Annotated in this window: 26 protein-coding genes; 3 read left to right on the plus strand and 23 right to left on the minus strand. The window is 59.6% G+C overall.

Going from position 1 to position 25,718, the window contains the following annotated elements; all coding sequences use genetic code 11:
* Positions 1 to 106: 106 nt before the first annotated feature.
* The 15 genes from AC5SEM_RS06020 to ccoN (AC5SEM_RS06090) form a co-directional block, all read right to left on the minus strand.
* Entirely contained in the window at positions 107 to 790 is a 684-nt protein-coding gene (locus AC5SEM_RS06020; protein ID WP_016984739.1) for a sulfite exporter TauE/SafE family protein, read from the minus strand.
* On the minus strand, positions 783 to 995 hold the full coding sequence (gene ccoS / locus AC5SEM_RS06025; RefSeq protein ID WP_077571858.1) for a cbb3-type cytochrome oxidase assembly protein CcoS: 213 nt from the start codon (positions 993 to 995) through the stop codon (positions 783 to 785). Before ccoS ends, AC5SEM_RS06020 begins: the two co-directional genes overlap by 8 nt.
* A gap of 24 nt (positions 996 to 1,019) precedes the next feature.
* Complete coding sequence (locus AC5SEM_RS06030) at positions 1,020 to 3,470, minus strand: heavy metal translocating P-type ATPase (protein WP_495472376.1); 2,451 nt, start codon at positions 3,468 to 3,470, stop codon at positions 1,020 to 1,022.
* A gap of 365 nt (positions 3,471 to 3,835) precedes the next feature.
* Positions 3,836 to 4,375, minus strand: coding sequence for a FixH family protein (locus AC5SEM_RS06035; RefSeq protein ID WP_127926516.1), 540 nt, complete (start codon positions 4,373 to 4,375; stop codon positions 3,836 to 3,838).
* An 11-nt stretch (positions 4,376 to 4,386) separates the two neighbouring features.
* Entirely contained in the window at positions 4,387 to 5,802 is a 1,416-nt protein-coding gene (gene ccoG, locus AC5SEM_RS06040; RefSeq protein WP_212622591.1) for a cytochrome c oxidase accessory protein CcoG, read from the minus strand.
* Positions 5,803 to 6,108: 306 nt separating this feature from the next.
* Positions 6,109 to 6,528 carry a type II toxin-antitoxin system VapC family toxin gene (locus AC5SEM_RS06045; RefSeq protein WP_495472377.1) on the minus strand — a complete coding sequence of 140 codons (420 nt, stop codon included), beginning with the start codon at positions 6,526 to 6,528 and terminating at the stop codon, positions 6,109 to 6,111.
* Positions 6,528 to 6,782: a type II toxin-antitoxin system Phd/YefM family antitoxin gene (locus AC5SEM_RS06050; protein WP_495473446.1), complete on the minus strand. Its 255-nt coding sequence runs from the start codon at positions 6,780 to 6,782 to the stop codon at positions 6,528 to 6,530. The genes AC5SEM_RS06045 and AC5SEM_RS06050 overlap by 1 nt, the downstream gene beginning before the upstream one ends.
* Positions 6,783 to 7,313: 531 nt before the next feature.
* Positions 7,314 to 8,297: a cytochrome-c oxidase, cbb3-type subunit III gene (gene ccoP / locus AC5SEM_RS06055; protein WP_007917163.1), complete on the minus strand. Its 984-nt coding sequence runs from the start codon at positions 8,295 to 8,297 to the stop codon at positions 7,314 to 7,316.
* Positions 8,294 to 8,479, minus strand: coding sequence for a CcoQ/FixQ family Cbb3-type cytochrome c oxidase assembly chaperone (locus AC5SEM_RS06060; protein WP_003175465.1), 186 nt, complete (start codon positions 8,477 to 8,479; stop codon positions 8,294 to 8,296). Before AC5SEM_RS06060 ends, ccoP (AC5SEM_RS06055) begins: the two co-directional genes overlap by 4 nt.
* Before the next feature lie 5 nt (positions 8,480 to 8,484).
* Complete coding sequence (gene ccoO / locus AC5SEM_RS06065) at positions 8,485 to 9,093, minus strand: cytochrome-c oxidase, cbb3-type subunit II (RefSeq protein ID WP_077571866.1); 609 nt, start codon at positions 9,091 to 9,093, stop codon at positions 8,485 to 8,487.
* Entirely contained in the window at positions 9,093 to 10,535 is a 1,443-nt protein-coding gene (gene ccoN / locus AC5SEM_RS06070; RefSeq protein WP_034152833.1) for a cytochrome-c oxidase, cbb3-type subunit I, read from the minus strand. The genes ccoO (AC5SEM_RS06065) and ccoN (AC5SEM_RS06070) overlap by 1 nt, the downstream gene beginning before the upstream one ends.
* Before the next feature lie 482 nt (positions 10,536 to 11,017).
* Positions 11,018 to 11,971: a cytochrome-c oxidase, cbb3-type subunit III gene (gene ccoP / locus AC5SEM_RS06075; RefSeq protein ID WP_236428690.1), complete on the minus strand. Its 954-nt coding sequence runs from the start codon at positions 11,969 to 11,971 to the stop codon at positions 11,018 to 11,020.
* Entirely contained in the window at positions 11,968 to 12,165 is a 198-nt protein-coding gene (locus AC5SEM_RS06080) for a cbb3-type cytochrome oxidase subunit 3 (RefSeq protein WP_077572245.1), read from the minus strand. Before AC5SEM_RS06080 ends, ccoP (AC5SEM_RS06075) begins: the two co-directional genes overlap by 4 nt.
* A gap of 5 nt (positions 12,166 to 12,170) precedes the next feature.
* A complete protein-coding gene (gene ccoO, locus AC5SEM_RS06085) occupies positions 12,171 to 12,779 on the minus strand; it encodes a cytochrome-c oxidase, cbb3-type subunit II (RefSeq protein ID WP_077571868.1) in 609 nt (202 codons plus the stop codon).
* 10 nt (positions 12,780 to 12,789) lie between these two features.
* Positions 12,790 to 14,214, minus strand: coding sequence for a cytochrome-c oxidase, cbb3-type subunit I (ccoN, locus tag AC5SEM_RS06090; protein WP_008082029.1), 1,425 nt, complete (start codon positions 14,212 to 14,214; stop codon positions 12,790 to 12,792).
* A 94-nt stretch (positions 14,215 to 14,308) separates the two neighbouring features.
* Between ccoN (AC5SEM_RS06090) and AC5SEM_RS06095 the strand changes: the two genes are divergently transcribed.
* Together AC5SEM_RS06095 and AC5SEM_RS06100 are read left to right on the plus strand one after the other, a co-directional pair.
* Positions 14,309 to 14,998 (plus strand): alpha/beta family hydrolase, encoded by a 690-nt coding sequence (locus AC5SEM_RS06095; RefSeq protein WP_495472378.1) that lies wholly within the window; start codon positions 14,309 to 14,311, stop codon positions 14,996 to 14,998.
* A gap of 1,260 nt (positions 14,999 to 16,258) precedes the next feature.
* A complete protein-coding gene (locus AC5SEM_RS06100; protein WP_495472379.1) occupies positions 16,259 to 16,624 on the plus strand; it encodes a DUF6124 family protein in 366 nt (121 codons plus the stop codon).
* Positions 16,625 to 16,918: 294 nt separating this feature from the next.
* Here AC5SEM_RS06100 and AC5SEM_RS06105 read toward each other — a convergent pair whose 3' ends face one another.
* The 5 genes from AC5SEM_RS06105 to inhA form a co-directional block, all read right to left on the minus strand.
* Entirely contained in the window at positions 16,919 to 17,338 is a 420-nt protein-coding gene (locus AC5SEM_RS06105; RefSeq protein WP_495472380.1) for a type II toxin-antitoxin system YafO family toxin, read from the minus strand.
* Positions 17,339 to 17,344: 6 nt separating this feature from the next.
* The gene (locus AC5SEM_RS06110; RefSeq protein ID WP_163005103.1) at positions 17,345 to 17,491 is read right to left on the minus strand and encodes a hypothetical protein; all 147 of its coding nucleotides are present in this window, start codon (positions 17,489 to 17,491) and stop codon (positions 17,345 to 17,347) included.
* Between the two features lie 349 nt (positions 17,492 to 17,840).
* Complete coding sequence (locus tag AC5SEM_RS06115) at positions 17,841 to 19,406, minus strand: methyl-accepting chemotaxis protein (RefSeq protein ID WP_122604914.1); 1,566 nt, start codon at positions 19,404 to 19,406, stop codon at positions 17,841 to 17,843.
* A gap of 102 nt (positions 19,407 to 19,508) precedes the next feature.
* A complete protein-coding gene (locus AC5SEM_RS06120) occupies positions 19,509 to 20,300 on the minus strand; it encodes a CPBP family intramembrane glutamic endopeptidase (protein WP_495472381.1) in 792 nt (263 codons plus the stop codon).
* 228 nt (positions 20,301 to 20,528) lie between these two features.
* On the minus strand, positions 20,529 to 21,215 hold the full coding sequence (inhA, locus tag AC5SEM_RS06125; RefSeq protein WP_495472382.1) for an isonitrile hydratase: 687 nt from the start codon (positions 21,213 to 21,215) through the stop codon (positions 20,529 to 20,531).
* A gap of 89 nt (positions 21,216 to 21,304) precedes the next feature.
* Here inhA and AC5SEM_RS06130 point away from each other — a divergent pair, with 89 nt between their 5' ends.
* A complete protein-coding gene (locus AC5SEM_RS06130; RefSeq protein ID WP_495472383.1) occupies positions 21,305 to 22,279 on the plus strand; it encodes a GlxA family transcriptional regulator in 975 nt (324 codons plus the stop codon).
* Positions 22,280 to 22,301: 22 nt separating this feature from the next.
* Here the strand turns inward: AC5SEM_RS06130 and AC5SEM_RS06135 are convergent, their stop codons facing one another.
* The 3 genes from AC5SEM_RS06135 to AC5SEM_RS06145 all read right to left on the minus strand — a co-directional run bounded on the left by AC5SEM_RS06135 (position 22,302) and on the right by AC5SEM_RS06145 (position 25,701).
* Positions 22,302 to 22,691, minus strand: coding sequence for a hypothetical protein (locus AC5SEM_RS06135; RefSeq protein WP_495472384.1), 390 nt, complete (start codon positions 22,689 to 22,691; stop codon positions 22,302 to 22,304).
* Between the two features lie 390 nt (positions 22,692 to 23,081).
* Positions 23,082 to 24,908: a glycoside hydrolase family 15 protein gene (locus AC5SEM_RS06140; protein ID WP_495472385.1), complete on the minus strand. Its 1,827-nt coding sequence runs from the start codon at positions 24,906 to 24,908 to the stop codon at positions 23,082 to 23,084.
* A complete protein-coding gene (locus AC5SEM_RS06145) occupies positions 24,901 to 25,701 on the minus strand; it encodes a glucose 1-dehydrogenase (protein ID WP_495472386.1) in 801 nt (266 codons plus the stop codon). The genes AC5SEM_RS06140 and AC5SEM_RS06145 overlap by 8 nt, the downstream gene beginning before the upstream one ends.
* Positions 25,702 to 25,718: the final 17 nt, after the last annotated feature.

Below are 25,718 nucleotides of genomic sequence, written 5' to 3' on the forward strand. Positions count from 1 at the left end.
GTTAGTGCGGGCCTCTTCGCGAGCAGGCTCGCTCCCACATTGGATCGGTGGTGCAACACAAATCCCCTGTGGGAGCGAGCCTGCTCGCGAAGGCCGCGCCGCCGATCTAATGGCCCATCAGCCAATGTTGATGTGGGCCGGGTAATGTCCAGATACCAAAGAGGATCACCAGCAATCCACCGGCCATGCGCACGCTGCGTTTGCGCAAAATGGCGGTCACGCGTTCTGCCGCAAGGCCCGTGGCGAGCAATACCGGCCAGGTGCCGAGGCCAAAAGCGAGCATCAACAACGCACTGTCCAGCGCATTGCCCTGACTCGCCGACCACAGCAACGTGCTGTAAACCAGTCCGCAGGGCAGCCAGCCCCACAACGCACCCAGCAATAACGCACGAGGCAGACTCGACACCGGCAGTAGGCGGTTGGCGACGGGCTGAATGTAGCGCCACAAACCGCGTCCAAGACTTTCAATGCGCGTCAGCCCGCTCCACCAGCCGGCCAGATACAAACCCATGGCAATCAGCAGCAGCCCGGCCAGCACGCGCATGAACAGCGCCGCCGGACTGTTGGCCACCGCCCATCCCGCCAGTCCGATCAGCAATCCCGCCGTGGCATAACTGAGAATCCGCCCGAGGTTATACGCCAGCAGCAAACGAAAGCGTCGGCTGCGCTGTTCCTTGGGAATCGCCAGGGTCAGCGCGCCCATCAATCCGCCGCACATGCCCAGGCAATGACCGCCGCCGAGCAGGCCGAGGATCAATGCCGAGACCAGCAATGGCGCCAGTTCAAGCATGGGGTGGGGCCTTGTCGTCCGGTTTGCTGGCGTTGGCTTCGTCCACCGCCGCGGTGTGGTTCGGATCCTGATCATCGAACAGGATGCTGTGCGCCGGGCCGTCGAGGTCGTCGTACTGACCGCTGTCCACTGCCCAGAAAAAAATGTACACGGCGATGGCCACGATCAGCAGGGCGGCCGGGATCATCACGTAAAGAGCTGGCATCGGTACTCCAGGCGCCCGCGCGGCTCAGGCCGGCAGCGGGCGGGTTTGCGAGCGGGTGCTGGCGGGCGGCGGACTCGGCAGGCGAGTCAGGCGCAGGGCATTGAGCACCACGGTCAACGAACTGATCGACATGCCGACGGCGGCCCACACCGGAGTGATCCAGCCGAGGGCGGCGAACGGCAACATGAGGCCATTGTACAGCGCCGCCCACAGCAGGTTCTCGATGATTACCCGGCGGGTGCGGCGCGCCAGCGTGAAAGCCTGGACCAGTGCGTCGAGGCGGTTGGACAGCAGCACCGCATCAGCACTGGTTTTCGCCAGATCGGTGGCCGAGCCCATGGCGACACTGATGTCGGCCGCCGCGAGCACCGGCACATCATTGACGCCGTCACCGAGCATCAGCACCTTGCGACCTTCCTTGTGCAGTTGTTGCAGCACTTGCAGTTTGTCGTCCGGGCGCAAGCCGCCACGGGCCTCATCAATGCCCAGTTCCGCCGCCACACTGGCGACCATCGGCGAGCTGTCGCCGGACAAGAGCAGCGTCCGCCAGCCACGCGCCTTGCACGCGGCGAGCAGCGCCGGGGCGTCGTCACGCAAGCGATCGTCGAGGACGAACCACGCCAGTGGCCCTTGAGTGTCGCCGAGCAGCAGCCATTGGCCGGCCTCGTCCGGCATCGACGGTGTTGCAGTGCCGCTGAGGGCGCAGACAAATTCTGCCTGGCCGATGCGCAAACGCTGTCCGCCCACCAAGCCTTCAAGGCCAAGCCCCGGCGTGCTGTGGACCTCTTCAGCAGCCAGTGGCGCACGGCCAAAGGCGCGGGCAATCGGGTGTTCCGAACGGTTTTCCAAAGCGGCGGCGAGGCTCAGGCATTCATCGCTGTCATGCGCGCCGAGTGGGCGAATCGAGCGCAGCACCAATCGGCCTTCGGTGAGGGTGCCAGTCTTGTCGAAGATCACCGTGTCGATCTGATTCAAGCCTTCCAGCACATGACCACGGGTCAGCAGCAAACCAAGTTTATGCAGGGTGCCGGTGGCGGCGGTGAGGGCGGTCGGCGTTGCCAGCGACAGTGCGCACGGGCAGGTGGCAACCAGCATGGCGAGGACAATCCAGAATGCTCGCGACGAATCCAGTTCCCACCACAACAGGCCAATGGCGGCCGCCGCGATCAGCGATAACAGCAAAAACCATTGCGCGGCACGGTCGGCGATTTCCGCCAGTCGCGGTTTTTCCGCCTGGGCGCGGTCGAGCAAGCGAACGATGGCGGACAGGCGCGTATCTTGACCCAGTGCCTGAACTTCCACGGTCAACGCGCCTTCGACATTGAGTGTGCCGGCGGTGACCGAGTCGCCGGGTACGCGCGGTTGCGGCAGGTATTCGCCGGTGAGCAGCGATTCGTCAATGCTCGACTGGCCATCGATGATTTTGCCATCCGCCGGCAGAATCGAGCCGGCCTGCACCAGAATCCGCTCGCCGAGGCGTAATTCGCTGAGCAGGATGCGTTCGCTCTGGCCGTTGTTGTCCAGTCGCAGACACGATGCCGGCAACAGATTGACCAGTTGCGCCGTTGCGGCGGCAGTTCGCTCGCGGGCACGGCGCTCCAGATAACGCCCAGCGAGCAGAAACAGCGCGAACATGCCGACCGCGTCGAAATACAGCTCGCCAACCCCGGTGATCGAGGTCCAGATCCCGGCAATGTAGGCGCTGCCGATCGCCAGCGACACCGAAACATCCATGGTCAGGTGACGTGTGCGCAGATCGCGCATCGCCCCTTTGAAGAACGGCGCGCAACTGTAGAACACGATCGGCGTGGTCAGGAACAGCGCGACCCAGCGCAGGATCGTGTGCAGCTCGGGGCTGAGGTCTATGTTGAATTCCGGCCAGGTGGCCATGGTCGCCATCATTGCCTGAAACCACAGCAGACCGGCGACACCGAGCTGGCGCAGGGCGAGGCGGTTTTCGCTGGCCAGTTGTTCGCTGGCGCGGTCGGCCTGATACGGGTGGGCGGCGTAACCGATGTGACGCAGTTCGGCTAGGATCTGGCTGAGCGGCAATTGCGCGTCGGCCCAACTCACATGCAAACGATGGTTGGACAGGTTCAGCCGCGCGTCGGCCACGGCGGGCAACGTGCGCAGGTGTTTTTCGATCAGCCAGCCGCAGGCGGCGCAACTGATGCCTTCCATCAACAGCGTGGTTTCGGCTAGTTCACCTTCGCGACGAACGAAGGGTTGCTGCACATCGGCGCGGTCGTACAGCGCCAGTTCGTCGGTCAGTTGCACCGGCAATGCTTCAGGGTTGGCCGAGGCTTCGCTGCGGTGTTGGTAATAGCTTTCCAGACCACCGGCGACGATGGCCTCGGCCACGGCCTGACAGCCCGGGCAGCAGAATTCGCGGGACTCCCCGAGCACGACGGCGGTGAAGCGGCTGCCGGACGGGACGGGCAGGGCGCAGTGGTAGCAGGGGAGTGGGGTAGTCATGGCATCGTTGAGGGGGTAAGCCCTTGCATTGGAGTTGTCCGCTTACCCTCACCCCAGCCCTCTCCCGGAGGGAGAGGGAGCCGATCGGTGCGAGCCTGGATTTTCACTGTCATACACAAAACGTGCAAACACTCGAGATCAGTCCCCTCACCCGGAGAGAGAGGGAGCCGATCGGTGTGAGCCTGGATTTTCACTGTCATACACAAAACGTGCAAACACTCGAGATCAGTCCCCTCACCCGGAGAGAGAGGGAGTCGATCGGTGTGAGCCTGGATTTTCACTGTCATACACAAAACGTGCAAACACTCGAGATCAGTTCCCTCTCCTGGGGGAGAGGGCTAGGGTGAGGGGGCTTTTGAAGTTGTTTACTTCTTCAAGTCTTCGGCACCTTGCAGCGGCTCATCACCCAGCAGCAGATCCTTGTCATGGCTGACCAGCTCTTCTTCGAACATGCGCCACACATGATCATCCTGACTACCGAGCAGTTCAACAAAGCGACGACCCTCAACCTTGTCACCCAACTGACCAATATAACGGCCGGTTTCGCTTTCGCTGCGAGTCAGAACAATCTTGCGATCCTTCTCCGGCTGCGTCGGCGAGATCAGATTCAATTCCAGCGTCTTTGGCTGACTGTCACCGCTCAAACGCAAATCAACTTCACCGGTCATGCCATCCAGATGCACCGCCGCACGCATCTTCAGGTTCTGCGCCAACAGCTCACGATCCAGCGAACGGTTGATGCCTTTGCCAGCCTCGTAGTAGTTGTCGTTGACCAGGTTGTCCGGGTTGTTCACCGCGATGGTCACCATGGACAGGGTCAGGGTCACCGAACAGGCCAGAATCCCGATGATGATCCATGGCCATAGGTGCTTGTACCAAGGACTTGCGGCGTTTGCTGCGGGCATGTTCAGTTCTCTCAGCGGATTTGTGGGCCGATGAATCGGCTCTTGGCTTCAACGTGGACGCTGTCATCATCGGCATCCTTGAGGAGGAATTTCACCTCGTTGGTGCTCGATGGCAGTTGTTCCGGCGCGCTCGACAACTCGACCGGCATGCTGACGATGTCGCCGGCCGCGACCTTGATCTCGCGCTTGCCTTGCAGGCGCAGATCCGGCAAGCCGGCGGCTTCCAGCAAGTAGGTGTGGTCGCGCTGATCCTTGTTCATGATCTTCAGGCTGTAGACGTTTTCGATCCGGCCTTCGGCGTTTTCGCGGTACAGCACGCGGTCCTTGCTGACGTCAAAACCGACCAGCGAACGCATGAAGAACGCAGTGACCAAGAGGCTGATCATCGCCAGCAACACCACGGCGTAGCCGATCAGGCGTGGCCGCAGTTTATGGGTTTTCTGCCCGGACAGGTTGTGTTCGGTGGTGTAGCTGATCAGGCCACGCGGGTAATCCATCTTGTCCATGATGCTGTCGCAGGCATCGATGCACGCGGCGCAGCCGATGCATTCGATCTGCAGGCCGTCGCGGATGTCGATACCGGTCGGGCAGACCTGAACACACATGGTGCAATCGATGCAGTCACCGAGGCCTTGGGCCTTGTAATCGATGCCTTTCTTGCGCGGACCACGGCTTTCGCCGCGACGTGGATCGTAGGAGACGATCAGCGTGTCCTTGTCGAACATCACGCTCTGGAAGCGCGCATATGGACACATGTAGATGCACACCTGCTCGCGCAACCAGCCGGCGTTGCCGTAGGTGGCGAGGGTGAAGAAACCGACCCAGAAATACGACCAGCCATCGGCTTGCCCTGTGAAGAACTCGAAAACCAGTTCACGGATCGGCGAAAAGTAGCCGACGAAGGTCATGCCGGTGACAAAACCGATCAGCAGCCACATCGAATGTTTGGCGGCTTTGCGTAGAAACTTGTTGGCACTCATCGGCGCCTTGTCGAGCTTGATGCGCTGGTTACGGTCGCCTTCGGTGACCTTCTCGCACCACATGAAAATCCACGTCCACACGCTTTGCGGGCAGGTGTAACCGCACCAGACGCGGCCGGCATACACGGTGATGAAGAACAGGCCGAACGCGGCAATGATCAACAGGCCCGAGAGCAGGATGAAGTCCTGCGGCCAGAAGGTGGCGCCGAAAATGAAGAACTTGCGCTCCGGCAGGTTCCACCACACGGCCTGATGACCGCCCCAGTTCAGCCACACCGTGCCGAAATACAGCAGGAACAATGCCGCGCCGCCCATCATCCGCAGATTGCGGAACAGGCCGGTGAACGCGCGGGTGTAGATTTTTTCTCTGGAGGCGTAAAGGTCAACGCTGTTGTTCGCGTTTTTGCTCGGTGGTGTGACGTCGTGTACCGGAATCTGGTTGCTCATCATTGCATCCCACGGCAGTGGAAAAATGCCTCGGTCGATACGTGCCAACCAAGGTCAAAAAGGGGTGTTGCAGTGGCGCAATGATACGCCGGTCGCTCTGGTTCAAGGGTGCGACCTTTGGTCGCGTTGGGTAAAAAACCTGAATGGTGTAGCGAATGCAGCAAAGCCTGATGCAGGTCAATTGACTTGTTGAGTATGGACGGTTTTGGCGTGGCGGCTAATCCAGGGTTCTCAGGGGTGCTCAGTTCGCTGGGGCTGGCCATCGTCAAAAAAGCCCCATCAGTAATCTGGCGGGGCTTTTCACGATCAGCTATTGGCAGCGATCCATGGGTTGATCAGATGAACGCCGCTGAGTTGAAAGTCGGCAACATTACGGGTGACCAGGGTCAGCCCGTGTACAAGCGCAGTGGCGGCAATCAAGGCATCGCATTCATTGCTGCGATCAGGGACGTGCAACTGAGCGCATCGGGTGGCGACGGCGCTATCGACCGAGAGGATTCTTCCCGAGAATGCCGGTTTGACGTGGCGCTCAAGCCAGTTACGCAGCATCCCTCCTTGCGGTGGGTCGCGGCGTTCGATGCGCAGAATGCCGGTTTCCAGTTCCAGTACGGTAATTGCCGATAGATACAGGCTGGCCGGGGCGACGCTGTTTGCCCATGTCACCACTTGTGGGTCGGCTTGGGGTTTTCGTAGTTCGGAGACCACGTTGGTATCGAGTAGAAACATCAGGACAGATCCACACGGCGAGGGGTGATGACGGCGCGCTCGGGTTCGAATTCGATGTCAGGCGCATTCGGCATGACCAGCAGGTCGACGATGCTGGTCTGGCTACCGGTCAGTTTCTGGTATTCCTCGATGCTCAGCAGTACATGGGCAGGCTTGCCACGATCGGTAATGATGACCGGACCCTGATGCGCGGCTTTTTTGGCTGCACTGGTGTCCTGATTGAATTCGCGGCTGGAAATGGTCGTGATGGCCATCATGTTTGGCCTCCAGAGATTCGGGTGTAGAAACGTTACTACCTTGGAGTTTGCGCGGCAATCGAAAAGGTGGATTGCGGACGATAGGTTTATCACTGTCATAACGGCACCGGCGAAAGCGCCCCTGCCGAACGGCGGGGGCGCAGGGTATTGGGCAAATGTTCGCTGTGTTTTGCTGCCCCGTGTCAGGGCAATCGCCCGCCGCCGAGACCGTCCAGACCACCTCCGTTTCCCGGATGGCCAGCGGTGTCTGGCAATGTTGAGCTAGCGGGCGTAGCAGGCGTTTTTACCGGCGTTGCGTGATGATCAGGGCGGGGCTGCAAACGTTTTGGCAATGTGTTTTGGTCATTTTTTGACATGTAGGCTTCATCCTTGAAGGTTGACCCGATGCTGCTCATCGGGGTGAGAAAAACCTACAGGGCAGCTCTCCTCAGGTCTATTGAGCAAACGTTTCAAGTCATGAATGCCAGCATGAAAAAAGGCCCCGCCAATCAATATTGGCGGGGCCTTTTTGTGCTTCAAGCGATGGCCTTACTCGGCGTTCGCTTCCGGTGCTTTTTCACCGTGGGACAGGCTGTAAACATACGCCGCCAGCAGGTGAACCTTGTCGTTGCCTTGCAGTTGTTCCTGCGCCGGCATCTGGCCCTGACGGCCGTAACGGATGGTCTGCTGCAGTTGCGCGAAGCTCGAACCGTAGATGAAAGCACCCGGGTGGGTCAGGTCAGGCGCGCCCATGGCGGGAGTGCCTTTGCCGGCCGGACCGTGGCAGGCCACGCAGTTGGCGGCGAACAGTTTGCCGCCGTTGGCCGGGTCAGCCTTGGTGCCTTCCGGCAGCTTGCGGCCATCCAGGTTGGTCACGACAAACGCTGCCACGTCGGCAACGCCTTGCTCACCAATCACTTCAGCCCAGGCTGGCATCACCGCGTGACGACCGCCCATGATGGTGGTCTTGATGGTTTCCGGCTCGCCACCCCAGCGCCAGTCGGCGTCGGTCAGGTTAGGAAAGCCGTAAGCGCCCTTGGCGTCGGAACCGTGACACACCGAGCAGTTGGAGGCGAACAGACGGCCACCCATTTTCAGCGCTTGCGGATCCTTGGCCACTTCTTCGATTGGCATCGCGGCGAACTTGGCGAAGATCGGACCGAACTTGGCGTCCGAACGGGCCATTTCCTTTTCCCACTCGTGCACGCCGGTCCAGCCGGTCTGGCCGTTGGCGAACGCGGTCTGCTTGTCGTTATCGAGGTAGTTGTAGCCCGGCAGCAGACCTTTCCAGTTGCCCAGGCCCGGGTACAGCACCAGGTAACCCAGGGCAAAAATGATCGTGCCGACAAACAGCATGAACCACCATTTAGGCAGTGGGTTGTCGTACTCCTCGATCCCGTCGAAGGAGTGCCCGACCGTCTCGTCCGTCTGTTCGCTGCGCTGGCCCTTGCGGGTCGACAGCAGCAGCCAGGTCAGGGCGAAGATCGTACCGAGACTGAGGACTGTGACGTACAGACTCCAGAATGTAGTCATTCTTTGTTACTCCTAGAAGCTTGCTCGACGTGCTTGATGGCTTCGGGGTCATCCGCAAAAGGCAACAAGGTCGCGTCTTCAAACTCCGACTTGCGCTTGGGGCTGAACACCCACAAGGCCAGACCGATGAAGGCCACCATCACGACAACGGTGCCCAGGCCACGAATCATCCCGATATCCATCTAATTCACCGTTTGCTTTTGATGATGGTGCCCAGGCCTTGCAGATAGGCCACCAGCGCGTCCATTTCGGTTTTGCCCTTCACGGCGGCCTGTGCACCGGCGATGTCTTCGTCGGTGTAAGGGACGCCGAGGGTGCGCAAGACTTCCATTTTTTTGGCCGTCTCTTTGCCGTCGAGCTTGTTTTCCACGAGGAACGGGTAAGCCGGCATTTTCGACTCAGGGACCACGTTGCGCGGGTTGTACAAGTGCGCACGTTGCCAGTCATCGGAGTAACGACCGCCGACACGGGCCAGATCCGGACCGGTACGTTTGGAACCCCACAGGAACGGGTGATCCCAGACGCTTTCACCGGCGACCGAGTAGTGGCCATAGCGTTCGGTTTCAGCACGGAACGGACGGATCATCTGCGAGTGGCAGCCGACACAACCGTTGGCGATGTAAACGTCGCGGCCTTCCAGCTCCAGCGCCGAACGTGGCTTCATGCCTTCGACCGGCTTGTTGGTGACGTCCTGGAAAAACAGCGGAACGATTTGGGTCAGGCCGCCAATGCTGACGGCGATGACCATGAAGAAGGCCAGCAGGCCAATATTCTTCTCGACAGCTTCATGCTTCATCAGTGAGCTCCAACGACAGCGATCTGGGCGGCGGCTTCGGCTTCAACCGGGTTCGAGGCGCGCACGGTGCGCCAGACGTTGTAAGCCATCAGGAACATGCCGCTGGCGAAGAAAGCACCGCCCAGGGCACGGACGATGTAACCCGGATGGCTGGCTTGCAGCGCTTCAACGAACGAGTAGGTGAGGGTGCCGTCGTCGTTGATTGCACGCCACATCAGGCCCTGAGTGATGCCGTTGACCCACATCGACGCGATGTACAGCACGGTGCCGATGGTCGCGAGCCAGAAGTGCGCGTTGATCAGGCCGACACTGTGCATCTGCGCACGGCCGAACAGACGCGGGATCATGTGGTAGATCGCGCCGATCGAGATCATCGCTACCCAGCCCAGAGCGCCGGCGTGTACGTGGCCGATGGTCCAGTCGGTGTAGTGCGAGAGCGAGTTGACGGTCTTGATCGCCATCATCGGACCTTCGAAGGTCGACATGCCGTAGAACGCCAGCGAGACCACGAGGAAACGCAGGATCGGGTCGGTGCGCAGCTTATGCCAGGCGCCCGACAGGGTCATCATGCCGTTGATCATGCCGCCCCAGCTTGGCGCCAGAAGGATGATCGACATTGCCATGCCCAGCGATTGTGCCCAATCCGGCAGCGCGGTGTAGTGCAAGTGGTGCGGGCCGGCCCAGATGTACAGGGTGATCAGTGCCCAGAAGTGCACGATCGACAAGCGATATGAGTAGATCGGACGTTCGGCCTGTTTCGGCACGAAGTAATACATCATCCCGAGGAAACCGGTGGTGAGGAAGAAGCCCACCGCGTTGTGGCCGTACCACCACTGGATCATCGCGTCGGTCGCGCCGGAGTAGGCAGAGTAGGACTTGAACAGGTTCACTGGCAGCGACATGTGGTTGACGATGTGCAGCATCGCGGTGACGACGATGAACGCACCGTAGAACCAGTTACCGACATAGATGTGCTTGGTTTTGCGCTTGGTGATGGTGCCGAAGAACACCAGACCGTAGGTGACCCAGACAATGGCCAGCAAAATGGCGATCGGCCATTCCAGTTCCGCGTATTCCTTGGTGGTGGTGTAGCCCAGCGGCAAGGTAATGATCGCGCCGACGATCACCGCTTGCCAGCCCCAAAAGGTGAAGGCCGCAAGGCTGTCGGAAATCAGTCGCGTCTGGCAGGTTCGCTGCACGACATAGTAGGAAGTGGCAAATAGTGCACAACCACCGAAGGCGAAAATCACCAGGTTTGTGTGCAACGGGCGCAGGCGTCCAAAGCTCGTCCACGGCAGACCGAAGTTCAACTCCGGCCAGACCAGTTGCGAGGCGATGAAGACACCGAGCCCCATGCCAAGGATCCCCCAGACCACCGTCATGATGGCGAACTGGCGGACTACCTTATAGTTATAAGCAGTCGGACTGATTGCTGTGCTCATTCTAAGGTTCCACGGTTTGGGTGTTTTATTAGGATTAAAATCGGCCGCAAGTATGCAGAGAGCAGGGGGTCATTGCAACGCGCCATGACCTGGGTCAATGCTTTCCAACGCTGATTCTGCGGCCTTTCCATGCGCCGCGTAAGGACAAAATCGGCCTCGGACAAAATGTCGCAGCGGACGAAAAAAGCGAGGGGTTCAGGTCGCTTGTAACGGGGTGCGTTCAAACGCTCGGTTCGGGTGACGGACGGTAAATGGCACGACAGCCGGTATCTACCGGCGTTTGCGGCCACATCAGTCAGCCGGTTCGCGGAACACAGCAGTCAGCGTTGACCTGGAACCGGCACAAGCCAGTCCGCATCGAGCAAGCGTAGACCCGAATCCGGGGAACCGAAAGGTGAGGGTGTGAAGGGGTGCGACAATGCGTCGCAAAGGGGCTGGATGCTGCCGCACCGAGACAGGTGCGGCAGAGGTGTACGCAATACTTACTTGTTGTTGTCTTCAGTAATCAGTTTTTCTGTATTCAATCCGTGAGATAGGCTGTACACATAAGCGGCGAGCAATTGCACTTTATCGTTACCCAACAGCTCGTTCTGCGCCGGCATGTGGCCCTGGCGACCATGGCGAATGGTCTGCTCGAGTTGAGTCAGGCTGGTGCCATAGATAAACCCGGCCGGATGCGTCAGATTCGGCGCACCCATGGCTTCAGTGCCGTGGCCGGTTGCCCCATGACAGGCTACGCACGTGGTGCTGAACGCCTGTTGTCCGGCTTGCAGGTCAGCCTTGCTGTCGGCGGGCAATGGCAGCCCGGCCAGTTCGTGACGCACATAGGCGGCCACGTTTTTCACCCCGGCCTCGCCCAACACTTCGCCCCAGGCCGGCATCGCCGCCATCCGGCCACCCATGATGGTGGTCTTGATGGTGTCGGCGTCGCCGCCCCAGCGCCAGTCACTGTCGGCGAGGTTAGGGAAGCCGAACGCGCCCTTGGCATCGGAACCGTGGCACACCGAGCAATTGGAAGCGAACAAGCGGCCACCCATTTTCAGTGCCTGCGGATCCTTCGCCACTTCTTCCACCGGCATGGCGGCGAACTTGGCGAAGATCGGCCCGAATTTGGCGTCAGCTTTGTTCATCTCCTTTTCCCACTCGTGGACACCGGTCCAACCATCCTCGTAACCCGGCAGGATGCCCTTCCAGTTGCCCAGGCCCGGATAGAGGATCAGATAGCCCACGGAAAACACCAGCGTGCCGGCGAACAGCATGAACCACCACTGCGGCAGCGGGTTGTCGTACTCCTCGATGCCGTCGAAGCTGTGGCCCATGGTCTGGTCGACGCTGCCCTTGGTTTCGCCCCGGCGGGTGCCGATCAGCAGCCACGTCAGGCCGATCAGGCTGCCGATGGTCAGTACGCAGATCCACGTACTCCAGAAGGTGGTCATGGCCGGGTACTCCTTGTTTCATTTGCTTGGGTTGTTTCGGCTTGCGGTTCGTCGGCGAACGGCAGCAGACGTGCTTCGGCAAACTCCGGGGTGCGCTTGCGGTTGAACACCCAAAGCGTCAAACCGACGAAGGCGACGAACACCACGACCGTGCCGAGGCCACGAATCAGGCCTGCACTCATTTCAATGATCATCGTGCTCACCTCTTGCTCTTGATCGCAGTGCCGAGCACTTGCAGGTAGGAGACGAGGGCGTCCATTTCGGTCTTGTCCTTGAGGCTGGCCACTGCGCCGCTGATGTCGTCGTCGGTGTACGGCACGCCGAGGGTGCGCATGGTCTTGAGCTTGGTTTCGGTGTGGCTGCTGTCGACCGCTTGCGTAACCAGCCACGGATAGGCCGGCATTTTCGATTCCGGTACGACGTTGCGCGGGTTGTACAAGTGCGCGCGGTGCCAGTCATCCGAGTAACGCGCGCCGACCCGGGCCAGATCCGGACCGGTACGTTTCGAGCCCCAGAGGAACGGGTGATCCCAAACGCTTTCGCCTGCAACCGAGTAGTGCCCGTAGCGCTCGGTTTCGGCGCGGAACGGGCGGATCATCTGCGAGTGGCAACCGACACAGCCTTCGCGGATATAGATGTCGCGGCCTTCCAGTTGCAGCGCGGTGTAGGGCTTCATGCCTTCCACCGGTTTGTTGGTGACGTCCTGGAAGAACAGCGGGACGATCTGGGTCAGGCCGCCGATGCTCACGGCGAACACCATGAGCAACATCAACAGGCCGACGTTCTTTTCAATCGTTTCGTGTTTCATGGCGGACTCCTCAGGCCATCTGCGCGGCAGCAACGACATCAGCAGGCTGCGAGGCCCGCACGGTGCGCCAGGTGTTGTAAGCCATCAGGAACATGCCGCTGAGGAAGATCGCCCCACCAATCAGCCGCACGACGAAGCCTGGGTGGCTGGCCACCAGGGTTTCGACGAAGGAGTAGGTCAGCGTGCCGTCCTCGTTCACCGCGCGCCACATCAGGCCCTGGGCGATGCCGTTGACCCACATCGACGCGATGTAGAGCACGGTGCCGATGGTCGCGAGCCAGAAGTGCGCGTTGATCAAACCGACGCTGTGCATCTGCGCTTTGCCGAAGATTTTCGGGATCATGTGGTACAGCGCGCCGATGGAAATCATCGCCACCCAACCGAGGGCGCCGGCGTGTACGTGGCCGATGGTCCAGTCGGTGTAGTGGGAGAGGGCGTTGACGGTCTTGATCGCCATCATCGGACCTTCGAAGGTCGACATGCCGTAGAACGCCAGCGAGACCACGAGGAAGCGCAGGATCGGGTCGCTGCGCAACTTATGCCAGGCGCCCGAGAGGGTCATCATGCCGTTGATCATGCCGCCCCAGCTCGGTGCCAGCAGAATCAGCGACATCACCATGCCCAGCGACTGTGCCCAGTCCGGCAGCGCGGTGTAGTGCAAGTGGTGCGGGCCGGCCCAGATGTACAGGGTGATCAACGCCCAGAAGTGCACGATCGACAGACGATACGAGTACACCGGACGCTCGGCCTGTTTCGGCACGAAGTAGTACATCATCCCGAGGAAACCGGCGGTGAGGAAAAAGCCTACGGCGTTGTGGCCGTACCACCATTGCACCATCGCGTCGGTTGCACCGGCGTACACCGAGTACGACTTGGTGAAACTCACCGGCAACTCAAGGTTGTTGACGATGTGCAGAATCGCCACGGTGATGATGAACGCGCCGAAGAACCAATTGCCCACATAAATGTGCTTGGTCTTGCGCTGCATGATCGTGCCGAAGAACACGATGGCGTAGGCGACCCAGACGATGGTGATCAGGATATCGATCGGCCATTCCAGCTCGGCGTATTCCTTGGAACTGGTGTAACCCAGTGGCAGGCTGATCGCCGCCAACAGGATCACCAGTTGCCAGCCCCAGAAGCAGAACGCGGCGATTTTTGGCGCAAACAATTGGGTCTGGCAGGTGCGTTGCACCGAGTAGAACGAACTGGCGAACAGCGCACAGCCACCGAACGCGAAGATCACCGCGTTGGTGTGCAGCGGGCGCAGACGGCCGAAACTGGTCCAGGGCAAATTGAAGTTGAGTTCGGGCCAGACCAATTGGGCCGCGAGAAAAACCCCGAGGCCCATGCCGACGATGCCCCACACCACCGTCATAATGGCGAATTGGCGGACCACCTTGTAGTTGTAGGCGGTACTGATAGAAGTGTTCATGGTTCCCCATCCACGGTTCAGCCGAAGTGAGCGCGCGCAAATACGCGGCGAATCCTTCGTCTGGAGTTATAGGCAGACTAAAAGCGAGGCAAGCATGGACAAACAGCACAAGGCCAGTATTGACGGGGATCAATGGGCGCAGTGCGTGCGTGATCATGGGTGGCTTTGGGATGCCGCCCGTGGTGAGGCTGCGGCGACGTTGATCCTTGCTCACGGTGCTGGTGCGCCGATGGATAGCGAGTGGATGAACGACATGGCTGGGCGCCTTGCCGGGCTTGGGGTGAATGTTTTGCGGTTTGAGTTTCCTTATATGGCGCAGCGGCGGGTGGATGGGGTGAAGCGGCCGCCGAATCCTGCGGGGAAATTGCAGGAATGTTGGCGTGAGGTGTATGCCGAGGTGCGGCGTCATGTCGCTGGGGTTTTGGCGATTGGCGGGAAGTCGATGGGGGGGCGGATGGCGAGTCTCTTGGCTGACGAATTGGGCGCTGATGCGTTGGTGTGTCTGGGGTATCCGTTTTATGCGGTGGGGAAGCCGGAGAAGCCGCGGGTTGAGCATTTGGCTTCTTTGCAGACGCGGACGTTGATTGTGCAAGGCGAGCGGGATGCGTTGGGCAATCGTGAGGCGGTTGAGGCTTACGCCTTATCACCGAGTATTGAGGTGACGTGGCTAGCTGCAGGCGATCATGATTTGAAGCCGTTGAAGGTTTCTGGGTTTACCCATGAGCAGCATTTGGCCAGCGCCGCCGAGCGTGTGAGCGGGTTTCTGCGGGGTAGATCGAGTTGAATTGGATTTTGAACTGCATGGAGATTGGCTCCCTTCCCCCTCGCCCCCTTGGGGGAGAGGGCTGGGGTGAGGGGGTAAATCTTGAACGCGACACATTTTTCGATCTGAGTGCATATCCATTGCTGCGGTAACGGCCGCTCAGGGTTCCGCCCTTACGGCGGGTCACTTTTTCCAGACGCCGAAAAGTAACCAAAAAGGCTTGCTCCTACGTGCGGCCCGCTCGCTGGGGCTCGGGGTTCCTTCGCTCCGGGAGCGATCCGGGCGCAGCGTCTCCGGTTTGCTTCGCTGCACCTCCTCTCGCTGTGTTTGGCTGCGCCAAACGGTCGCTGCGCTCCCACGCCCGGATCAATCCCGGAACGAAGCCTTCCGACGTCGCCCGTGGATCAAGATCAAAAGCAGGCGAGCTGACACTCGGCCTATTGAGTGGTGAAGAGCGGGGCGTAGTCGGCTTTGGATTTGTGGTGGATTTTTCCCTCACCCCAGCCCTCTCCCGGAGGGAGAGGGAGCCGATGGTGGGCCTTTCAGAATCTGAGTTCGACTCGGTATCGCACGTCGGCGTATCTCTTCCATTCCACGCGGTCAGTCCCCTCTCCCTCTGGGAGAGGGTTAGGGTGAGGGGCTTTTGATCTGTTTTTCAGAATCTGAACTCGACTCGGTATTTCACGTCGGCGTACCTTGCCCAAACGCCTCGGTCAGTCACCTCTCTCTGGGAAGGAGAAGAGCCGATTTGTGTGCTTTTCAGTGCTTGAGTTCAACGCGGTATTGCACGTCGGTATACCTTGCCCAAACACCTCGGTCAGTCCCCTCTCCCTCTGGGAGAGGGTTAGGGTGAGGGGCGATTTCGCTGACACGATAAAAAACTGGAAGCGCTCTCTGTCCAGCATTTCCTGTGCGTCAACATGATTTTGTGAGCGCGTTTAAAGTACACGAACCGTTACGCCATCGGGCCTACAACACCTTGCGCCGTTACCTACGCGTACGCCAGAATCCGCCTGCTTACGCGGCTATGAGGTGGGTTGTATCGTTTCTCTGTCACTGGAAAACAGTGATCGGGTTTGGTAGCCCGCTTCGAAACCGTATTGTGTCACCGTATGCAGTCTCTTTCTGGGGGCTCAGATTTTTATGGTGGACATGCGTGGGGCTCATTCGTGAGCGCCGGGTTTCCCGTTTCGACCGGTCTACCAACCCACGTATGGCCACCACCCACTCGTTTGGTAGCGAGGGTGATGGCTCCTAATATTCGAAACTGGAGTTACACCTATGTTCAAAATCACACCAAACCCGCCCGTTACCGATCCAATCCCACACGACCCCGTGCTTAGCCCGCAAAAGATCAAAGAAGCAACCGACCGCGCCCTCGACTACTACCTCCGACCCGAAGCACTGGGTGCTCCGCCAAACCCGCCCAAGTTTCGCCCGGTCTATCTCGTCGACCCCACGCTGGATGACGAAACCCTGCTGGTCGAGGCGAGCGAGTCGCTTTCATACGCCCATGCCATGGCCGGTAACATCGCCAACTCAATCGGCGGCCCGGAACGCAAACCGCTGCTGGCGCTGCAACAGGTGATCATGCTCAACGAGCTGTTGGTCAATCGACTGCTGGATAAGCTGAAGCTGCCTCAATAATTTAACTGGCTGTTATGGCCTCATCGCGAGCAGGCTCACTCCTACAGGGGATTGTCGTCGGACACAAATCTGTGATCCCACTACGTTCCAAAGTGGGAGCGAGCCCTGCTCGCGAAGGTGGTCTGCCAAGCACTATCAATTTCAGACACGCGATAAAAAAAACCGGAAGCTTTCGCTGCCCGGTTTTGCAGTATCAAAGGATCGCAGCCTGCCACAGCCCTTACAGATCATCGGCATGGACGGTGCGCAGGTAGCGATCTTTCGCTTGTTGCCGGTCTCGATTAGCTCTTTGAATCACAAATCATCCAGATCGGGAAAGATAATCCTGCCTAATGCCCAGGGTTCAACGATTTCACAATGCACGGTGCGCAAAAATGACCCCCACTCGCTTCGGTTATGGGCATCCGGGTCGGTGATTGTCAGTAGCAAGTACTCATCCCGAAAAGCGTCATAGGCATAAATCAGCCAAAAGTCATTGTCAGCATCATTAACCAATGCTGTCCGGTAATACTGACGATTGATTTTTGCCCATCGAGCCTGCAGTGCCTGTGTACTGGCAAGGTGGATATGGTGCATGTCGCTCAGATCGAGTCGTTCATCCCGCCCGAAAATGGCAGGTAATTCATCGCAGATTTTGTAGTTGTAGAAGTGTGCAGCAAAGTTTTGCCAGTTATTGATTCGTTCAAAAAGTGCAGAAATTTTGATGGCTGGCATCCAGGCCTACTTTGTAATAGGTAGCCTGCCAGTGATCACAAATTTATCGAACACTTTCTGCCCATCACGCGCGGCTTGCCGAACATCAAGGAATGTCAGTTCTTCACGAACTTCCTTTTTGCTGGGTTTGTCGGTTTTTCGGGTGGTGGCCATCGGAGCCTCCGAAGGATGTGTATTCATGCTGACCAGCTTATGTGAATAAGTTTTGACCGGCAAACAATAGAACCTGGCCTTAACGAGCACCAGTCGGCTCATTCTGGGCGAGTTGTAGGCAGTGTCTGCATTGCTTGAGTGAGATCTTCGCCGGCAGAGAAGGCCTCTTCGCGAGCAGGCTCGCTCCCACAGGAGATTGTCGTCGGACACAGAACTGTGGTTCCGAGCAGTTCCAATGTGGGAGCGAGCTTGCTCGCGAAAGCGGTCAGCCAAACAACATCTATTTCATACAAGCAACAAAAAACCCGGAAGCTCTCGCTGTCCGGGTTTTTTGTTATCACCAGTTCAATCAGCGGTTAAACCGCTCCACCAACGAGTACTGCGTATTCGCCGTCTTCGTCAGCTCTTCACTCAGCAACGCCGAGTTATGCGCTTGCTCGGAAGTCTGATCCGCCAACTCCGAAATATTGCTGATGTTGCGGCTGATCTCTTCAGCCACAGCACTTTGCTCTTCGGTCGCCGCAGCAATCTGCGTGGTCATGTCGGTGATATTAGCCACGGCTTCACTGATCCCGACCAACGCCTGATCCGCTTCCAGCACCCGCGCTACGCCTTCTTCGGCCTGGCGATGGCCGGCTTCCATGGTTTGCACGGCACTCGAAGCCGTCTGCTGCAACTTGGCGATCAGGGCATGAATCTGCCCAGTCGACTCACTGGTGCGTTGCGCCAATTGGCGAACTTCGTCAGCCACCACGGCAAATCCACGGCCCATTTCACCGGCACGCGCGGCTTCAATCGCAGCGTTCAGTGCCAAGAGGTTGGTCTGGTCAGCGATGCCTTTGATCACATCAACCACGCCACCGATTTCGTCGCTGTCCTTGGCCAGTTGGGTCACGGTCAAACCGGTTTCGCCAACGACGACCGACAAACGCTGAATGGCTTCGCGGGTTTCCCCGGCGATGTCACGGCCGCGACCGGTCAGGCGATTGGCTTCCTGAGTGGCGTCGGCGGTGCGCTGCACGTGGCTCGCTACTTCCTGAGTAGTGGCGGCCATTTGGTTGACGGCGGTGGCGACCTGTTCGGTTTCCACGCGTTGACGTTCCAGACCGCTGGAGCTGTTGTGCGCCAGGGCGTCGGATTGCTTGGCCTGATCGGTCAGGTGTTCGGCGGTGTCCTGCAGGCGGGTCAGGCAGGTTTTCAGGCGGGCTTCCTGGCTGAGGATCGACATTTCCAGACGCGCCTGGGCGCCACGGCTGTCGGTGTACATCTGCGCGATCAGCGGGTCGGAGGTGGTCTGCTCGGCCAGACGCAGCAGGCGTTTGAGCCCGCGTTGCTGCCATTGCAGGCCCATCAGGCCCAGCGGCACCGACAGACCGGCGGCGAGGGCGAAGCCCCACTGCGAATTCAGGGTCGCGCCGATCACGAAGCTCAGTTGACTGACCAGAATGAACGGCAGCCAGTCTTGCAACACCGGCAGCCATTTATCGCTGGAAGGGATCGCCGACTTGCCTTGGTTGATGCGTTGGTAGAGCGCTTCGGCACGGCGGATCTGTTCGGCGGTGGGTTTGATCCGCACCGACTCGTAACCGACCACCTGATTGCCGTCGAACACCGGTGTGACATAGGCGTTAACCCAGTAATGGTCACCGGTCTTGCAGCGATTCTTGACAATGCCCATCCATGGCAAGCCTTGTTTCAATGTGCCCCACATGTGCGAAAACACCGCAGCCGGGACGTCGGGGTGACGGACCAGATTGTGCGGCGCACGGATCAGTTCTTCACGCGAAAACCCGCTGATCTCGACGAAAGCGTCGTTGCAGTAGGTGATCACGCCCTTGGCATCAGTTGTGGAGATCAACCGCTGCTGAGCCGGGAAAGTCCGTTCGCGTTGTGTAATGGGCTGGTTATTACGCATGGTTTTTCAATCCGCAAGGCTTTGAAAGGTTGTCGGCGGTGACAGCTTTTTATTGAAATTTTTTTTCAATAATCAGCACGGCGTCGCAAAACGGCGCTTGCTTCAGCCGGCGAGCATCGGATAGGTGAACAGGCCAAAATGCAGCAGGTTCAGGCCGAAATGCGTGGCGATCGCCGCGCCGAGCCCGCCAAAACGATAGGCCAGACCATAGCCGACACCCGCCAGCCCTGCCAGCAACACCCAGGTCCAGCCCGCGCCGGCATGCACCAGACCAAACAGCAACGAGGCCAGCAGCAGGGCGAGGTTGTCGCCGTACGGCAGGTGTTTGAAGCGCTGGCTGAGGCCGCCCTGTATATAGCCGCGAAACAGCGCTTCTTCGACCAAGGTCACCAGCAGCAGGTTGTTCAGCACCCATAGCCACGCCTGATCCGGCCACTTCGGCGCCCAAGCGATTACGCCCAGCAACAGCGCGCCGCCGAGAGCCAGAACCGCGCTCAGCGTCAGGGCGAGAGCGGTGGCGTACACGCTCAGGCGCAACGACCGTCGCCCGACAATCCACGGGCAGACCAGCAATAGCCAGAAACCAATCAGCGGTTTATCCAGATTCAGGTACATCGAGAACGGTACGGCGTCATCGGTGAAGCGTTGCGGATCGATGGCGCGACCGTTGGCGAAGCCCGGCAGCCAATGCAGTGCCAGCGCCAGGGTCAGCACGATGAACAGGCCATGGCCGAGAAAACGCGCGACCGGCACCTGTTGCTGGCGCACGGCAAAGCCTGCGAACACCAGCAATCCAACGGAAATCAAAGCCAGCCAGCCGAGGTGGCCGTAGCTCAGCGCCCATCCATAACCGAGGCTGAGAAGTGCCAGATAGAGCCATGGCAAAGCCTTCATCGAAAGTCCCTGTGCAAATGTGTGGAGGGGCTTTCTACACGGGTGGGGGCGTGGGGACAAGTTAAGGTGTGGCGGTGATCGGGGACAACCAAAATATCCTTGGTAACCCGATCAACTGTAGGAGTGAGCCTGCTCGCGATAGCGGTGGATCAGCCAACATCTGCGTTGAATGACACACCGCTATCGCGAGCAGGCTCACTCCTACAGGGTTTTGCGTTTGGCTTGGGATCAGTGCAGATTGAGTTTCGCGGCAGCACGTTCGGTGATTTCCGTGCGCAGCTTCAGCGATGGCGCGGCGCGCAATCGTGCTTCATCGACAATCGCCCCCGGCGCAGTCTCCGGGCTGCCTGCGTTGAACGGCGGTGCCGGCGCATATTCCAATTGCAACTGGATCAGTTGCGCCGCGTCGGCACCCACCAACTCTTCAGCCAGCACCAAGGCAAAATCAATCCCAGCCGTAATTCCGCCACCGGTAAAAAGATTACCGTCACGCACCACCCGATCCTTCACCGCAATCGCGCCCAGTGTCGGCAGCAAATCGTGATACGCCCAATGCGTGGTCGCGCGTTTGCCTTGCAGCAGGCCCGCCGCGCCGAGCACCAGCGAGCCGGTGCACACTGAGGTCACATATTTCGCCTGAAGGGCCTGGCGTTTGATGAAGTCCAGCGTCTGCGCGTCTTCCATTAACGGCCCGACACCGCCGCCACCGGGAATGCAGATCACATCCAGACACGGGCAATCCTCGAACGTGATGGTCGGTTTCAATAGCAGCCCGGTGCTGGCGGTGACCGGCATCAGATCCTTCCAGATCAAGTGCACCTGCACGCCCGGCAACGAGGCGAGCACGTCGTACGGCCCGGTCATGTCGAGTTGCTGAACTTGCGGAAACAACAGAAAACCGATCTGCAACGTCATCGTTCTTGCTCCATGAAAAGGGGTGGACGGCTTCACTGTAGGCGCGTAGGTTCTGGCGCATACGCCAATAACCCCACGAATTACGCCAAATGCCCAAAGCCATCCATGTACTCGCGTTTGCCAACATGCAGATTCTCGACGTCACCGGGCCGTTGCAGGTGTTCGCCTCGGCCAACGACATCGCCCGCCAGCGCGGCTTGCCGATGCCTTATGCGCCGAGCGTGATTGCCAGCGGCGGCGGGGCGGTGATGTCGTCGGCGGGGTTGGCGGTGTTGGCCGAGCCGTTGCCGGACGTGGCCAGCGACACGCTGATCATCGCCGGTGGCTGGGGCATTTATCCTGCCGCCGAAGATGTGCTGTTGGTGGATTGGGTACGCGAGCACGCCGCTAAATGTCGGCGTGTGGCCTCGGTGTGCACGGGTGCATTTCTGTTGGCGGCCAGTGGTTGGCTCGATGGCCGTCGCGTGGTCACCCACTGGACCCGCTGCGAACAACTGGCGCAGCAGCATCCGAAACTGCAAGTCGAAGCCAATCCGATTTTCATCAATGACGGCCCGGTCTGGACCTCGGCAGGAGTCACTGCCGGTATCGATCTGGCATTGGCGATGGTCGAGGAGGATCTGGGCAGCGACATCGCTTTGGATGTCGCCCGCCATCTGGTGGTGTTCCTCAAACGCCCGGGCGGGCAATCGCAATTCAGTGTGACCCTGTCGTTGCAGAATCAGGGCAATCGTTTTGATGAACTGCACGCGTGGATCGCCGAGAACCTCACCTGCGACCTCGGCGTTCCGACCCTGGCCGAACAGGCTGGCATGAGTGAACGCAGTTTCGTCCGCCACTACCGCGCCGACACGGGGCAGACCCCGGCGCGGGCGATTGAACTGATCCGTGTCGAGACCGCGCGGCGACTGTTAAGCGACACCGGATTGCCAGTCAAACGCATCGCGGCCAATTGCGGTTTTGGTAGTGAGGAGACGTTGCGCCGTAGTTTTCTGCGCGCGATCGGCGTGACGCCGCAAGCCTATCGTGAGCGGTTCTCGGTCAGTGCAGTGGTTAACCCGTAATGCCTTGGGGGTTCTCCTTCAACTAAACCTCGGCTTCCGCCAGCTGATTGAAATACTTCGTCCGATCCGGGGTAAACGTCACCCGCATCTTCGTCCCTGAGCACGTCAGCGAACGCTCTTCGCTCAAATCAATATCCAGATCTTCGCCACGCAAGCCCTGCCACTGGGCCAGGTATTTCAGTGAGCCATACTTTTCGTTTTTCTTCAGGCTGCGGCTCACGCCACCCTTCCAGCCGAGCACGGGCAGTTCGCCGGCGAGACATTTTTGTGCGAGGTCGGGAAAACGCGCGGCGCGCTGGCGGCCGATTTCCCAGCATTTGATCAGGCCTTTGTCCGCGGCTTCCCAAAGTTGGGTGCGGGTCAGGCCGCTGCGAAGGGGCGTGTCGATGGTGCGTTGGACGTGCTGGGACATTCTGGTTCCTTGAATTCGGGTTTTGTTGGACAGCTCCGCTGTGCCCGTTGCGGTGGATGGTAGGGGTGGATGTAACGGCTGGCAACAAGGTATTTCAGGGTGTAAGTGCAGTTTGCGGGGAAGGGATTGGCAAGGATTTGTTTAATAGATGCAGGCATCCAGACACGCCCTGTGTGGCGAGGGAGTTTGCTCCCGCTCGGCTGCGCAGTAGCCGCAAAGCCAGGCAATACGGTGTTTTTGGCGCAATTGGGATAAGGAATCGGGGCCGCTTCGCGACCCGGCGGGAGCAAGCTCACTCGTCACAGGAACTGCGACTCTGTTTATTTGTGTGTAGGGGTTAGCCCCGGGAAGCGCGTAGATGCGGCAGATTTCCTACATACCCTGGCGAAATTACGGCTGCCACTCACTCTTCTCCCCGCTCAAGCGCCGATCGAGAAAACTCGCCGCACTGATCAACGCCAGATGTGTCAGCGCTTGCGGCGTATTGCCCAGATGCCGGCCATGGCTGTCGAATTCCTCGGCATACAACCCCAGCGGATTGGCATAACGCAGCAATTGCTCAAACTCCAGATGGGCTTTTTCAACCTGTCCCGCGCGAGCCAGGCATTCGACGTACCAGAACGAGCACGCCGCGAAGGCGCCTTCGGTGCCGGCCAGGCCATCGATATTGCTGTCGTCGTTGCGATAGCGATAAACCATGCCGTCGCGCACGAGGGTCTTTTCGATGGCCGCGAGGGTCGACAGCCAGCGCGGATCCTTGGCGCTGACGAAACGCACCAGCGGCATCAACAACATCGAGCCATCCAGCGCCGTGCCACCCTTGTACTGAACGAAATGCCCGCGCTCTTCATTCCAGAAGTTGTCCCAGATATCGGCGTAGATCGCTTGCCGGGTCTGATCCCATTGCGCAAACGGTGCCGGCAGCGAACGTTTCGACGCCAAACGAATGGCTCGATCCAGCGCCACCCAGCACATCAAGCGCGAGTGCAGAAAGTGGTGCTGTTCACCGCGCATTTCCCAAATCCCTACATCCTTGGTCTGCCACGTTTCACAAACTTGATCGACGACTTCACGCACATGTTTCCAGCCCTCGTGGGAAATCGCGTCGCCATATTTGTTGACCAGATACACCGCGTCCATCAGCTCGCCGAAGATGTCGAGTTGGATCTGGTCGTACGCGCCATTGCCGATGCGCACCGGTTTCGCGCCGCCGTGTCCCGACAGGTGATCCAGTTCGGTTTCCGGCAATTCCTGTTGTCCGTCGATGGCGTACAGAATATTCAGTTTCATCGGCTGGCCACAGCAGTCGCTGACCCGCCCGCGCAACCAGCCCATATAGGCGTTGGCTTCGCCGACGAAACCCAGGCGCATGAACGCGTACACCGTGAACGAGGCATCGCGGATCCATGTGTAGCGATAATCCCAGTTGCGTTCGCCACCCGGCGTTTCCGGCAGGCCGAAGGTCGCGGCAGCGAGAATGGCGCCGTGTTTGCGCGAGGTCAGCAGTTTCAACGCAAGGGCCGAGCGATTGACCATCTCCCGCCAGCGCCCGCGGTAAATCGACTGTCCGATCCAGTCGCGCCAGAACTTCAGCGTGCGTTCCATGCACAAGTGTCCGGCGCCTTCGGCGAATCGCGGATCGTCGGTCGCACCGAGCATGAACGCCGCCGTTTCATCTTGCTTGAGGGTGAATTGCGCCACCGCCGCTTGCGCGTCGATCTGCATCGGCTGATCCGAAGCCAGGCGCAGTGACGGTTGGCCGGAAGCGCTGAACGTCACGTCTTGTTGATCCATCTCTGCTCGGGTGTCGGCTCGGGCGTAGTCGTGGCGCACGGCGCAGCGCATCGTGAAAGTCGCCGAGCCGCTCACTACACGAACCCGCCGCATCAGCAGCGGCAGGGCATCGTCACTGTCTCCGATAGGCAGCAGATCGGTGACTTCCACCACCGCCCGCTCGCTCAGCCAGCGGGTTTGCAGAACATTGGTGTCCGGCAGATAGATCTGCTCGCGGCGGGCGTCGGGCAAGTCAGGCGCCAACTGGAAAATCCCCGCATCAGGGGTGTCCAGCAACGCGCAGAAAATCGATGGACTGTCGAACTCCGGCCAACAGAAAAAATCCACGCTGCCACGGTCGTTGATCAGTGCCGCGCTGCGCATGTCGCCGATGATGCCGTGGGCATCGATCGGGCTTTGTCGTTCCAGGTGATGCTCAGCCATTGCCGCGAAACTCCGGATAGAGGCTCATGCCGCCGTCGATGAACAGGGTGGTACCGACGATGTAATCGGAGGCGTCCGAGGCGAGAAAGACCACCGCATTGGCAACGTCCTCAGCATCGCCGATGCGCCCGTAGGGAATCAGTTCGAGCAGCTTTTCAGCGGCCGCGCCTTCGGTGGCGTCTTGATTGATCGCCGTGCGAATCGCCCCCGGCGCGATGCCATTGATGCGAATGCGTTGATGGCTGACTTCCTGCGCGAGGGTCTGCATCAGTTGATCGACGCCGCCCTTGGACGCGGCGTAATTGACGTGCCCGGCCCAGGGAATGCGCTGGTGCACCGAGCTCATGTGGATGATCTTGCCGGCCGCGCGCGACACGCCTTGGCGAACGCCCTGGCGATTGAAAATTCGCAGGGCGGCGCGGGCGCAGAGGAACTGCCCGGTGAGGTTGACGCCGATCACCGCGTTCCAGTCGTCCAGCGACATATCCACAGCGGCGGCGTCTTTTTGCAGACCGGAATTGGCCACCAGAATATCCAGTGAGCCGAAGGCATCGATAGCCGCAGCGAACAGCCGTTCAACCTCGTCTTCTTTCGACACATCGGCGCCGATGGCGATGGCTTGTCCACCGTCAGCGATGATCTGCCGGGCCAATGCTTCCGCAGGTTCGGCCTGGCGGTTGTAGTTGATGACGACAGCAGCGCCGGCTGCGGCCAGGGCTTTGGCACACGCGTAGCCGATGCCGGAACTGGCGCCGGTGATCAGGGCTGTTTGTCGGGCGAGGGAAATGTGCATGCAACGTCGCGCCTTGG

This window comes from Pseudomonas sp. CH61 (genome assembly GCF_059429415.1).